This is a genomic window from Niastella koreensis GR20-10 (assembly GCF_000246855.1).
GTDB lineage: Bacteria > Bacteroidota > Bacteroidia > Chitinophagales > Chitinophagaceae > Niastella > Niastella koreensis.
Genome location: NC_016609.1, coordinates 6,686,014 through 6,699,204, shown reverse-complemented (window position 1 = coordinate 6,699,204; position 13,191 = coordinate 6,686,014). Strand labels below are relative to the sequence as shown.

The window sequence follows — 13,191 nt, the reverse complement described above, 5'->3', positions numbered from 1 at the left end:
CCTGACAGGTCCTACTAGAAACGAACATATGAAATATAAACTAACGATCTTCTGTTTGCTGGCTACTGCTTCGTTGTATGCACAACAAAGTGATGCAGGTTTAAAGCTATGGTATAATAAACCGGCTGACGCCTGGGAGGAGGCTTTGCCGCTGGGAAATGGAAAAACCGGCGCAATGGTCTTCGGCGGTGTAGCCACCGAACGGCTGCAGTTAAACGATAATACCTTGTGGTCGGGCTATCCCGAAGCGGGCAATAATCCCAATGGCCCAACGGTATTACCCCAGGTAAGGCAGGCTGTATTTGAAGGCGATTATGAAAAGGCAGCCGCCTTATGGAAAAAAATGCAGGGCCCTTATTCCGCCCGCTATTTACCATTGGGCGACCTGTGGTGGCGTGTACAGTCGAAGGATACTTTGCCGGCTACCTATTACCGGGAACTGGATCTGAACAAGGCGGTATCAACGGTTCGGTATAAAATAGGCGAGGTTACTTACCAGCGCGAAACGTTTATTAGTTATCCCTCCAAATTGCTGGTGATGCGCATCACCGCCGATAAAAAAGGCGTGATCGATGGGGTGTTGGACCTTACGAGTAAATTACATTTTAAAGTAACTACTACCGACGCTGATTACCTGGTACTGCGCGGCAAGGCTCCGAAATTTGTTGCCAACCGGGATTATGAACCGCAGCAGGTGGGATATGATTCTGCAAATGGCGAAGGCATGAACTTCGAGGTGCATGTGAAAATAAAAACGGAGGGCGGGAAAGTAGAACAAAGTAATAATGCCTTAAAAGTAAGCGGCGCCAATACTGTCACCATTTATTTATCAGAAGCTACCAGCTTCAATGGCTTTAATAAATCGCCTGGTTTGGAAGGCAAGGACCCTTCCACTGAAGCAAAGGCCAATCTGCAAAAGGCATTGAGGCTTACTTACGAACAGTTAAAAGCGGCACATATGCGTGATTACCAGAATCTGTTTAAAAGAGTTGAATTGAATCTGGGTCCCGGCAATGGCGCCGCCAAATTACCAACTGATGAGCGCCTGAAACAATATGCCTCCAACCCAACAGATCAACAGTTACAGGTGCTGTATTACCAGTTTGGCCGGTATTTGTTAATAGCCAGTTCAAGACCCGGTTCCCGGCCTGCCAATTTGCAGGGCATCTGGAACGATCATATTCAACCACCCTGGGGCAGTAACTATACTACCAATATCAATACGGAGATGAATTACTGGCTGGCGGAGAATACCAATTTATCAGAATGTCATCAGCCGTTATTCGATTTCATGAAAGAACTGGCCGTAAATGGCGCACAAACGGCCAAAGTGAATTACAATATTTCCGAAGGCTGGGTCGTGCATCATAATTCCGACCTGTGGGCAAAAACCTCACCACCTGGTGGTTGGGATTGGGACCCGAAAGGAATGCCCCGCTGGAGTGCCTGGCCAATGGCGGGCGCCTGGTTAAGTACACATCTTTGGGAACATTATTTATATACCGGCGACAAAACCTTTTTGAAAAATGCCTGGCCGTTGATGAAAGGCGCCGCGCAGTTTATGATTCACTGGTTAATAACCGATCCTGCCAATGGTCTCCTGGTTACCAATCCATCTACCTCGCCCGAAAACACCATGAAGATAAAAGGCAAGGAATACCAGGTAGGAATGGCCACCACCATGGATATGAGTATTATTCGCGAATTATTCACGGCAGTGATTAAAACCAGCGTCTTATTACAAACAGATGCGGTGTTTCGTGACCAGGTAATAAAAGCAAAGGAGAAATTATATCCATTTCATATAGGTCAGTACGGACAGTTGCAGGAATGGTTTAAAGACTGGGACGATCCCAATGACAAGCACCGGCATTTATCACATTTGTTTGGATTATATCCGGGCAGTCAGATCAATCCGGCTACCACCCCGGAACTGGCAGCAGCAGCCAAACAATCGTTGATCTTTAGAGGCGATGTAAGTACCGGCTGGTCCATGGCCTGGAAAATAAACTGGTGGGCGCGTTTACAGGACGGCAACCATGCGTATAAAATCCTGAGTGATGCCTTTACGTATATCGACCCGCGTGTAACAAGAGATGCCATGAGTGGAGGCGGTACCTATCCGAATTTATTCGATGCGCATCCGCCGTTTCAGATAGATGGCAACTTTGGCGCTACCGCTGGCATTACCGAGCTGTTGTTGCAAAGTCATAATGGCGAGCTCGCCTTGTTACCTGCTTTACCCGATGCCTGGAAAAGCGGTTCAATAAAAGGCATTAAAGCCCGTGGCAATTTCACCGTAGCCATTGACTGGAAAGATGGAAAGTTATCAAAGGCCACCATTACGTCCGTGCTGGGAGGTCCCTGCCGCATCAGTGCGCCATACCCGGTTAAAGTAATAGAAGCAGTTTCAAAGAAGGCAACAGGCGCTAATGCGAATAACCTGAATACTTCCTACGGACAACCACCATATGAAAAGAACCAGGATGCGAAGTTGGTGGAGTTGAAAGTGCCGGAGCGGTATAGTGTTGATTTTGTTACGGAGAAGGGGAGGGTGTATACGGTTGTTCCTGTGAGGTAGTAGGAAGGAGGTTGATAGAGTTGATAAAGGCTGACAAGTTAACACGTTGACGGGTTGACAAGACTTTCACGTTTCACGATTTAAAAAGCCATATGTATATAGCAAAGCGATTCGTATTAATTATTGCATTTGTATTCGAAATCAGCCTCACCTACGCGCAGGTAAGCTGGTCCGAAACCGCCCCGGGAGTATGGAAGGCGGTAGCCGGGGTGCCCGAAAATTATGACCTGTTAAAAGCTTCAGGCGCTACGCCTAATAAGGAAGCGCTATCGGCCATTACCCAGGCATCATTTCCATTAGATCAAACAGAGATCTCCATAAAAGTAATAGATGGCAAAACCTATCTGCGGTTCCCTTTACAAAAAGAAGAACAGCTATATGGTTTTGGATTGAACTTTCAAACCGTTCACCAACGGGGAAAGATCTTGCAATTACATGTTGACCACTATGGCGGAAAAGACAATGGCAGAACACATGCGCCATCGCCCTTTTATGTTTCCTCAAAAGGATATGGCGTATTCATCAACTCCGCCCGGTATTTAAATGTGTATGCAGGTACTGCAGTACGTAAAGACAGTAAGAACGCGCCGGTTGCCAAAGACCGGAATACCGATAAAAGCTGGAACTCACGTCCCTATTCAGATGCAGTGGAAATACTGGTGCCGGCAGCCGGGGTAGAAGTATATGTATTCGGTGGCCCTACTCCGTTGGATGCCGTTCGCCGCTTTAACTTATTTAATGGCGGCGGTTGTTTACCGCCCCGCTGGGGCCTGGGTTTCACGCAACGCGTAAAAACGTTGTATACCGCCGACGAAGTGAAGAAAGAAGTGGCAGCATTCCGGGAAAAAGGTTTTCCGCTTGATTTTATTGGGTTGGAACCGGGCTGGCAAAGTAAAAGTTATCCCTGTACTTTTTCCTGGGACAGCACCCGTTATCCCAATCCGGCTGGTTTTGTGCAGGACCTGTTAAAAGAAAATATCCGTGTAAACCTCTGGACCAATCCCTATGTATCGCCCGAGGCGCCGTTTTATAAAGCCATTGTTCCCTACAGCGGTTCACACACTGTATGGAACGGACTGGTGCCGGACCTTACTACCCAACAGGGCCGGACGTTGTTTTTTGACCAGTTAAAAAATAACCAGGTCAATATAGGCGTGAGTGGCTATAAGATAGATGAAGTAGATGGTTATGACTATTACCTGTGGCCCGATGTGGCTACCTTTCCCTCAGGCGTAACTGCCGAACAAATGCGCCAGACCTTTGGCGTATTGTTACAGCGTTACAGTGCAGAATTATATCACCAGCAGAATAAAAGGACCTTTGGCCTGGTGCGGGGTTCCAATGCCGGCGGTGCGTCTTTCCCATATGTTATTTACAACGATTATTATAACCATGAAGATTTTATAACGGCGCTTATCAACAGCGGTTTTGCCGGTGTGTTGTGGACGCCCGAAGCAAGGGCTTCCAAATCATCGGAAGAATGGTTACGCCGGTTTCAAACAGTAGTGTTTTCACCCATGGCCATGATCAATGCCTGGGCCAGCGGCACCAAACCCTGGTCGTACGAGGATGTGGCCGAACCTATAAAACAACTGGCGTTATTACGCATGCAAATGATGCCTTACTGGTACACGGCATTTGCCCGGTATCATTTTCAGGGCATTCCGCCCTTCAGGGCCATGAACCTCGAAGAAGGTTTTGTACCTGAATCAAAAAAAGAAAATGGCAGCGCTAACCTCGAAGAGAACCCGTATGCTGAAGCGGCGTCAAAAGAGATCAAGGATCAATACATGGCAGGTGATTATTTACTGGTAGCGCCCTTGTTCACCGGTCAAAAAACACGTAAGGTGGTATTGCCTAAAGGCCGGTGGTACGATTTCTACACGGGCGCCTTTGCCGGTGATGGCGAAGTAATAACTGTTACGCCTGGATTGGATAAAATACCCGTGTATGTAAAAGACGGCGCAATTATACCCTTAATGAAACCTATGTTACATGCACCAGCCGCCGGAGAAAAAGTAGATCTCACCGTTCGCTTTTATGGCGAAAAGCCCGGTTCGTACCAGCTGTACGACGATGATGGCGAAACCTATAATTATGAAAAAGGCGATTACAGCTGGCGCGAAATAAAAGTAGAGAAGGATAAGGCGGGGAAGTGGCGAGGTGCTATTAGTGCTCCTGTGAAAGGGAAACCGAATACGGTGGGGAGTGTGACGTTTGAGTTTATGACGAAGTGAGGGAGTTGACAGGGTTGATAGAGTTGATAAAGGAAAAGAAATAGGACGTAAGAGGTAGGACGTTGACGGGTTAACACGTTGACAAGTTAACAGGTTGAATTTTATAGCGAGGCTCTAATTACGGGAACTTTTTCACGTTTGCCGTTTCACGATTTTAAAAACTTAGTATGCATATTAAACGAATACTCCTTTCCTGGCTATTGCTTACCGCTATAGCCAACATCCAATGGCGGCCAGCTATTGACACCGCCGCCAGCTACAAAGCGGAAGTAATGAAAACCCTTCGCAGGCAAATACTGGAGCAGGCAGGTTGGGCTATGCAGCAACAACCGGTTACGGTAACGGCGCAAAGTTCGCCAAGAAGTGCAGGCGGTAAACACGATTTCTTTTCAGAAGGTGATTACTGGTGGCCCAATCCACAGTCGGTTGACAGTCCTTATGTGCAGCGCGATGGCATGAGCAACCCCGATAATTTTGTGGCGCACCGGCAGGCCATGATCCGGTTTAGCCAGATCGTTGGCGCACTGGCTTCTGCATACGAGCTTACGCACGACGATAAATATGTAAAGCAGGCATTACAACATTGCAAAGCCTGGTTTGTAGAGGAGGCTACTATGATGAATCCGAACCTGCAATATGCCCAGGCCATCAAAGGCCGGTTCACGGGCAGAGGCATTGGCATCATAGATACCATTCAACTGATGGAAGTAGTGCAGGGACTGGAAACAATGGAAAATGCCAAAGGCATGGACCATCAATTGCTGGAAGCTATCAGGCATTGGTTTGAACAATACCTGCAATGGTTAACAACGCATCAGTATGGTAAAGACGAAATGAATGCCGCCAATAACCATGGCACCTGCTGGACGATGCAAACCGCCTGCTTTGCTAAATTTACCCATAATGAAAAGCTGATGCAGTTTTGCCGCGACCGGTATAAAACCGTGTTACTGCCCAACCAGATGGCGCCCGATGGAAGCTTTCCCCAGGAACTGCGCAGAACAAAACCTTATGGCTATTCGATCTTTAACCTCGATGCCATGACCACCATCTGCCAGATTCTTTCGACCAAAGAAGACAACCTGTGGAACTTCAGCACACCCGATGGACGTAACATTCGCAAAGGAGTAGAATACCTGTATACTTTTGTTGCCGATAAAAGCAAATGGCCTAAACAACCCGATGTAATGTATTGGGACAACTGGCCGGTAGCCCAGCCTTTCTTACTGTTCGGCGCCAATGCCTATGGCAATAATGATTGGTTCACTACCTGGAAAAAGCTGGATCATGAACCGAAAGTAGAAGAAGTAATCAGGAATTTACCGGTACGTCATCCGCTAATCTGGCTCTAAAAGTTCATAGGTTCTTAAGTTCTTGAGTTCATAAGTTTACCCGAGGACAAAAACCTAAGAACTTAATAACCTAATAACTAAATAACTCAAAAACGAACGAACTTATAATGAATTATAAACTAATTATACTATCCAGCTTCTTCATAACCCTAAGAGCGTTTTCGCAAGGAGATGAAGACAAAGAAATGTTCAACCGTGGCCGGCAACGTGATCAGCAGGCTATAGATGAAGCCGTAAGCGGCTGGTGGACTGCCTCCATGAAAAACCACGATGAACGCATAACCTGGTGGCAGCAGGCGCGTTTTGGCATGTTCATTCACTGGGGTATTTATTCATTGCCCGGTGGGGAATGGAAAGGGCAGAAAGTAGATGGTTATGCCGAGCACCTGATGCGCAAGGAAAAAATTACCCGGGCCGATTACCTGGCATTGGCCCATCAGTTCAATCCCGTGTTGTTTGATGCCGATGCCTGGGCGCGGCATGCAAAGGAAGCCGGTATGAAGTATATGATCATTACCTCCAAACACCACGACGGGTTTGCGATGTTCGATACAAAAGTTTCCGATTTCAACATCATGCAACAAACCCCGTTCAAACGCGATCCCATGGTGGAGCTGTCTGCAGCCTGTCATAAATATGGGATCAAGTTTGGGTTTTATTATTCACATGCGTTCGACTGGGAACATCCCGATGCACCGGGCAATGATTGGGAGTACAGTAATCCCGGTGGCGATAAAGGATTGTATGGTGGCGTAAACTGGTTCAACCTGCATCCTGAGTTGTTACCCAAGGCGCAGAAATATGTAAACGAAAAAGCGATCCCGCAAATAAAAGAACTGCTGGCAAAATACCATCCCGATATCCTGTGGTTCGATACTCCCAGTAAATTACCACTATCAGAAAACATTCGCATTCTGAAAGCCATTCGCGAAGCAGATAACCATGTGGTAGTAAATGGCCGGTTGGCAAGAAGTGCGGAAATAAGCTTTGGCGATTATAAAAATACGGCTGATCGTCCGCTGGAGTTTTTCCCCGTAACCGGCGATTGGGAAGCGATCCCTACCACCAATGAATCGTATGGCTATCATAAATTCGATAACAGCCATAAACCCGTTATTGCCTTTGTGCATTTGCTGGCGAAAGCCGCTTCACGCGGCGGCAACCTGTTGATGAATATCGGGCCTAAAGGTGATGGTGCCTTTGATAGCAAAGACCTGGCAATCTTAAAAGGCATTGGCGCCTGGATGGATAAGAACGGCGAAAGCATTTATGGTACTGTGGCCAGTCCGCTGCCCTTGCAAAGCTGGGGTGTGTCCACATTGAAAGGCAATACACTTTACCTGCATGTTTTTAACTGGCCGGCAGATAATAAACTCTATGTAGGCGGCTTGCAAAGCGGCTTTACCAAAGTATCCCTGTTGGATGGTAAAAAGGCATTAACTGCCAACCGCGTAAATGCAAATGATGTGGTGATCAGCCTGCCGGCAAAAATGCCCGATACCTTAAATACGGTAATTACTGTTGAATTAAAAGGAAAGTTACAAACAGATTCGGTGCGGGTATTTTCTGCCAACGTTCCTGTGCAGCAATTGCTGGCATTCGATGCGCAATTACATGGCGACAAATTTAGCTATGGCGATGGTAAGACGGGCAAGTATTATGTGCAGAACTGGAAATCGAACAACCAGTGGTTAAGCTGGACTTTCCGCACTACAAAACCGGCTACGTTTACCATAAATATGAAATATCTTGCCGGTGAAGGCAATGGTGGCACATTTGTGTTGCAAAGCGGCACTCATTCAAAAGAAATAAAGATAACCGGCAGCGGCTCCGATACAAAAGTGTTGACCCTTGATAATATGGATACCCTTGAATTACCTGCCGGCACACACGAACTGAGCATTAAACCGGTTTCCATAGTGAAAGGGGAACTGATGAAACTGTTGGAATTACAATTACTGGAGAAATAACGAAAACAAAAAAGAATGTATAAAACACTTGGTGGAACAGTTGCTTTGTTGGCTGCAGGATTATTGTCGCAGGCGCAGCAGGTAAAACTGGCGCCTGTATTTGCAGATGCGGAGAAACAAACCCAGGTAATGCTCGACAGTGTTGCCAGGGCAAGAGAAAACCATCCGGACCTGGTATCGCCACGTACTATTGAAAACGGAAACCTGAAACTGGTGCCTGCCAAAGACTGGACCAGCGGGTTCTTTGCCGGTGAATTATGGATGTTGTATGCCTACACCCATAAACCGGAGTGGAAAGCAAAGGCAGAAGAATATACTGCAAGGGAAGAAAAAGAAAAGCTCAATGGCGGAACCCACGACATGGGTTTTAAAATATACTGCAGTTATGGTACCGGTTACCAGCTTACCAAAGATGCGGCTTATAAAGATGTGATCATCCAGTCGGCTAAAACATTATCAACCCGGTTCAATCCAAAAGTAGGTTGTATTCGTTCATGGGATCATCACAAGGAACAATGGGGTTATCCTGTTATTATCGATAACATGATGAACCTGGAATTGTTATTTGCGGCTACCCGGCTTACCGGTGATTCTTCTTTTTATAAAATAGCCGTGAGCCATGCTAACACAACCATGAAAAATCACTTCAGGCCCGATTATAGTTCTTATCACGTAGTGGATTATGATACGGCAACCGGCAAAGTAGTAAAAAGAAACACCCACCAGGGTTATGCCGATGAAAGCGCCTGGGCACGTGGACAGGGATGGGCATTGTATGGTTATACCATGTGCTATCGCGAAACAAAAAATGTGGCCTACCTGCGTCAGGCAGAAAATGTGGCCAAATTCATTTTACACCATCCCAATTTGCCTGCTGATAAAATTCCTTACTGGGATTTTAATGCACCGGGCATTCCCAACGAACCACGCGATGCTTCTGCTGCCGGGGTAATTGCTTCGGGCTTGTTTGAGTTAGCCAAATATAGTAAGAACAAAAAGGAGTACCTTACCGTAGCCAATACCATCCTTCAAAATCTTACTAAAAATTACCGGTCGGCCATAGGAGAGAACAAAGGTTTTATCCTGTTGCACAGTACCGGATCAAAACCTGCTAATAGTGAAGTGGATGTTCCGCTTAACTATGGGGATTATTATTATTTAGAAGCGCTATTAAGATCAAAGTAAATTAATGGTAAAATAGCTGAATAAATTGCCGGAAGGAGTACCAACACAAAAAGTAATATTGCGTTAGTTGCAAATAAAACAAAGGAATTCTATATGAAAAAAGTAGTTGCTGCATTGGTGCTGTTTTGTTGTTTGTTGCATACCACATTTGCACAAACAGCAGTGAAGGACTCGCACGACAAACACATGGAGTGGTGGCGCGAAGCCCGGTTTGGGATGTTCATTCACTGGGGCGTGTATTCCGTGCCGGCTGGTTATTATAATGGTCAGCCCATTAAGCGCATAGGAGAGTGGATCATGAACCGCGGAAAAATCCCCGTAGCCGATTACCAGGAATTCGCGAAACAGTTCGATCCCGTTAAATACGATGCCGATGCCTGGGTAAAGCTGGCCAAAGAAGCGGGCATGAAATACATTGTGATCACCGCCAAACACCACGATGGTTTTGCTTTGTTTAAATCAAATGCCAGCAAATGGAATATGGTAGATGCCACACCGTATGGCAAAGACCTTTTGAAGCCGCTGGCCGAAGCCTGCCGCAAATACGGCATGAAGCTGGGCTTTTATTATTCACAGGCGCAGGACTGGAACAACCCGGGTGGCGCTGCTGCGCGTAAGGTTGCCAGCGAAGGCTGGGCCAATCCCGATTCAGCAAAAATAGATTCGTATACAGCCGCTCATGAAGGTCATTGGGACCCCGCCCAAACCACTAAAACCATGGCGCAATACATCGATGAAGTAGCGGTTCCCCAGGTAAAGGAATTGCTCACCAATTATGGCGATGTTGCCGTACTGTGGTGGGATACGCCTACGGGTATGACCGATGAGTTTGCCGAAAAATTAAATGCAGCCCTGGCATTGCAACCAAACATCATCACCAACGACCGGTTAAAACGTCCCAACTTTCAAGGTGACTACAAAACACCGGAGCAACGCATTCCCAAAGAAAGCGAACTGGATGGTAAAGACTGGGAAACCTGTATGACCATGAACGGTACCTGGGGTTTTAAAAAAGACGACCACGAATGGAAAAGCACAGAGGTTATTATTAGAAACTTATTAGATATAGCTTCAAAAGGCGGTAACTATTTGTTGAATGTGGGGCCCAAACCAGATGGCACCTTCCCCGATGAAAGCATCAGCCGCCTGCAACAGGTAGGCGCGTGGATGAAAGTAAACGGTGACGCTATATATGGTACAAAAGCCAGTCCCTTACCCGCATTGGCCTGGGGACGTTGCACCAAAAAAGAACAGAACGGTAACACCACATTATACCTGAGCGTATTTAACTGGCCAACCGATAAAAAACTGATAGTACCCGGGTTGACCCAACCGGTTCTTTCGGCCACGCTGTTAGCCGGTGGTAAAAAGCTGGCCACGGCCGCTTCAAATGACGGACTGGTAATTACCGTGCCCGATCAGGCTCCCGATAAAATTGCCAGCGTAATAAAACTGCAGGTAAAGGGTGCTGTGGCCGACAAGCGGTTTTCCGGCGCCGGCGCCAGCGGTCTGGGTACTATGAAAGAGTGATAAAGCGCACTTGTCTGGTCTGTAATAACATGAAACGAAACATAAAATGTGTCCCGATAAATCGGGACACATTTGTTTATATTTACACCTACTTAATTTACGCGTATGAAAAAAGGATTCCTGTTATCGTTCTTATTAGTCGCCTTTTCTTTTGTAATTGTAAATGCTCAATCCGGAGCCGATACTACGATCACAAAAAAGAGTGCGGAAAAATGGTTCAAGAAAAAAGAATGGATGAATGGCGCGCCGCTGAAGCCGCATAAATCTATCAATAAAGAAGAGTTTGCCCGTCAGTACCGCATCAATAAAGTATATTGGGACAAAGCCTTTGCCTTTTTGAAAGAGCAAAACCTGCAAACAATAGCCAAGGGAAAATATCCCATCGATGGCGATAATGTATTTGCCTCGGTAACGGAAGATCCCAGCAAAGATTTTGATAAAACCAATTGGGAATCGCACAAAAAGTACATCGATGTACAGTGCGTATTGGTTGGCGAAGAAAGAATGGGTAAATGGCCTGTGGCAGAAGTAACTTCCACTACCAAACCTTATGACGAAACAAAAGATGTTGCCAATTATACCGCACCCGGCAAATTCTACAACATCCCCGCAGGTACCTTCATCATCTTTTTCCCCGGCGAAGCACACAGACCGAATATTACACCGGGAGGGAATAAAGTAGTTAAGAAACTTGTTATTAAAGTGAGAGCGGCATCTTAATAAAGTTATTAGTTCCAGGTTCAGAGTTCCGGGTTCCTGGTTATCCTCAAACTCTGAACTCTGAACTTGGAACTCTGAACTATTTCCTTCGAGCATTCAATTGCGTCATATAAAGAGATCCCGGTTCAAGACCATCCTTGTTTTGCCCTTCCCACTCCCCATCAGGTCTTCCTTTTAATCTGCCATCATATTTATCGCCTTTCAGCCCGATGCAATAGTTTTTTCCATCAGCCCAGGGGCTTTGAACGGCAGCGCGTTTGGCCGTGCAGTTCCAGAGTATTTGCGTAACGCCTGCCCAACCATGACCACTACCCCAGTTACCACGGTCCTGGATGTTTATTTCGCCATCGGTTACAATATTGTCATACAAAGTGCCTGAAGCCCAGCGGTGGTGCGGGCCAATATCGGCATGTGTTTGTTTGGCCGTGCAATTGTAAAAAACGTTGGGTCCGCAAACGCGTGCGCCGGTAACATAATCATGACGGCCCTCGGTAGTTTGGCAATTCATGACCAGGTTTTGTTGTCCGTCGTTATTAAATGAATAGCGGCGGCCACCTGTAATTTGTGATTTGGCATCGAGACAGCGGCTGTCGGTGACGGTGATCCATTTGGCCAGATCATCCAAATGAACACAGGAATAGCCAAAATAGCGGGACGTTACATTCCGCACCCAGCCGTTTTCAATTTTATTGAATTGAATGGCTGTCCAGCCATGGTCTTCAGACGTGTCTTTATCGTAGGTAGATTCACAACGCAAATGCTCGATGCCTACTTTTGTTAAGCGGCCATTGAAATTGTACTTATAAATAAAACCGCCGCCGTATTGTTTTTCCAGCGACATTACCACCGGGTTGTCGAGCGTAATGGTATTGCCCTGCACTTTGGTAACAATGCGTTCATAACGCAGGTCATATTCCTTAGGTTGCCATTGTTTGGTGCCGTCGCGGCTATCGATGGCATCCATCTTCAGGTCTTTTATCCAGGCATCGGTACCGGGGCGGAATAAAATAACTTTATCGCCCGCTTTAAAGTTGGCCGCCGACTCCACCCCGAAAGAAGTGGCGCCCGTGGGCACATATGCATCGGTGATGGCTACGCGGGTGCCGGGTTGTTCTTCAAAATTGCCCGTGCCGGAAATATAAACCAGTGATCGTTGGGTGTTTCCCGTAGCGATCAGTTTGGTATCGTTCTCCCCATCGCCTTCGCCGCGCAGAATAATGCCGCTGGCGGTAATGCGAATGGTGCCGGGAATGTTGTATGCGCCTTTTTTCAGCAGGATGGCGCCGCGAAAACCATTGTTGTCGGGTGTTCTTTTTGCTACTTCATCGATGGCATCCTGGATAATGGCCTGGCTGTTATCAGTACCCGCTGAAATGGTTTTTACAACAGGTACGGTAGGAATGGGCTGATCGCCCTGGTAATAGCCTACACGGCTAAAATCGGGCAAAATGTTTCCTTTTTCGTCGGGGTGATATTGTAAAGTTTCGTTGGCGGTGAGGGTAACAAATTTCGATTCCCATTTGCCGGCCGGCGGTTGAAAACCGGTAGCCAGCACAATAGCTGTCGAAACAACAAGGAGTTGCCGATGGTGTGTAATCATACCAATAATGTAGCGT

At 46.7% G+C, this 13,191-nt stretch carries 8 protein-coding genes; 7 read left to right on the top strand and 1 reads right to left on the bottom strand.

From position 1 onward, the window contains the following. The first annotated feature begins 28 nt into the window (after positions 1 to 28). The 7 genes from NIAKO_RS26410 (at position 29) to NIAKO_RS26380 (ending at position 11,575) form a co-directional block, all read left to right on the top strand. Positions 29 to 2,581 carry a glycoside hydrolase family 95 protein gene (locus tag NIAKO_RS26410; protein ID WP_014221521.1) on the top strand — a complete coding sequence of 851 codons (2,553 nt, stop codon included), beginning with the start codon at positions 29 to 31 and terminating at the stop codon, positions 2,579 to 2,581. A gap of 92 nt (positions 2,582 to 2,673) precedes the next feature. Next, complete coding sequence (locus NIAKO_RS26405; protein WP_014221520.1) at positions 2,674 to 4,818, top strand: glycoside hydrolase family 31 protein; 2,145 nt, start codon at positions 2,674 to 2,676, stop codon at positions 4,816 to 4,818. 167 nt (positions 4,819 to 4,985) lie between these two features. After that, entirely contained in the window at positions 4,986 to 6,170 is a 1,185-nt protein-coding gene (locus NIAKO_RS26400) for an alginate lyase family protein (RefSeq protein WP_014221519.1), read from the top strand. 107 nt (positions 6,171 to 6,277) lie between these two features. Further along, positions 6,278 to 8,140 (top strand): alpha-L-fucosidase, encoded by a 1,863-nt coding sequence (locus tag NIAKO_RS26395; RefSeq protein ID WP_014221518.1) that lies wholly within the window; start codon positions 6,278 to 6,280, stop codon positions 8,138 to 8,140. A gap of 15 nt (positions 8,141 to 8,155) precedes the next feature. Continuing rightward, positions 8,156 to 9,325 carry a glycoside hydrolase family 88 protein gene (locus NIAKO_RS26390; RefSeq protein WP_014221517.1) on the top strand — a complete coding sequence of 390 codons (1,170 nt, stop codon included), beginning with the start codon at positions 8,156 to 8,158 and terminating at the stop codon, positions 9,323 to 9,325. A 93-nt stretch (positions 9,326 to 9,418) separates the two neighbouring features. Continuing rightward, positions 9,419 to 10,855: an alpha-L-fucosidase gene (locus tag NIAKO_RS26385; RefSeq protein ID WP_014221516.1), complete on the top strand. Its 1,437-nt coding sequence runs from the start codon at positions 9,419 to 9,421 to the stop codon at positions 10,853 to 10,855. Between the two features lie 105 nt (positions 10,856 to 10,960). Next, positions 10,961 to 11,575: a NanQ anomerase/TabA/YiaL family protein gene (locus tag NIAKO_RS26380; RefSeq protein ID WP_014221515.1), complete on the top strand. Its 615-nt coding sequence runs from the start codon at positions 10,961 to 10,963 to the stop codon at positions 11,573 to 11,575. 79 nt (positions 11,576 to 11,654) lie between these two features. Here the strand turns inward: NIAKO_RS26380 and NIAKO_RS26375 are convergent, their stop codons facing one another. Beyond that, positions 11,655 to 13,175 (bottom strand): hypothetical protein, encoded by a 1,521-nt coding sequence (locus tag NIAKO_RS26375; RefSeq protein ID WP_014221514.1) that lies wholly within the window; start codon positions 13,173 to 13,175, stop codon positions 11,655 to 11,657. Positions 13,176 to 13,191 lie beyond the last annotated feature (16 nt).

Excerpts from the sequence above, each read along its gene's own strand:
- NIAKO_RS26380 (WP_014221515.1), top strand. The coding sequence starts at position 10,961 with ATGAAAAAAGGATTCCTGTTATCGTTCTTATTAGTCGCCTTTTCTTTT.
- NIAKO_RS26395 (WP_014221518.1), top strand. The coding sequence starts at position 6,278 with ATGAATTATAAACTAATTATACTATCCAGCTTCTTCATAACCCTAAGA.
- NIAKO_RS26400 (WP_014221519.1), top strand. The coding sequence starts at position 4,986 with ATGCATATTAAACGAATACTCCTTTCCTGGCTATTGCTTACCGCTATA.
- NIAKO_RS26410 (WP_014221521.1), top strand. The coding sequence starts at position 29 with ATGAAATATAAACTAACGATCTTCTGTTTGCTGGCTACTGCTTCGTTG.
- NIAKO_RS26390 (WP_014221517.1), top strand. The coding sequence starts at position 8,156 with ATGTATAAAACACTTGGTGGAACAGTTGCTTTGTTGGCTGCAGGATTA.
- NIAKO_RS26405 (WP_014221520.1), top strand. The coding sequence starts at position 2,674 with ATGTATATAGCAAAGCGATTCGTATTAATTATTGCATTTGTATTCGAA.
- NIAKO_RS26375 (WP_014221514.1), bottom strand. The coding sequence starts at position 13,175 with ATGATTACACACCATCGGCAACTCCTTGTTGTTTCGACAGCTATTGTG.
- NIAKO_RS26385 (WP_014221516.1), top strand. The coding sequence starts at position 9,419 with ATGAAAAAAGTAGTTGCTGCATTGGTGCTGTTTTGTTGTTTGTTGCAT.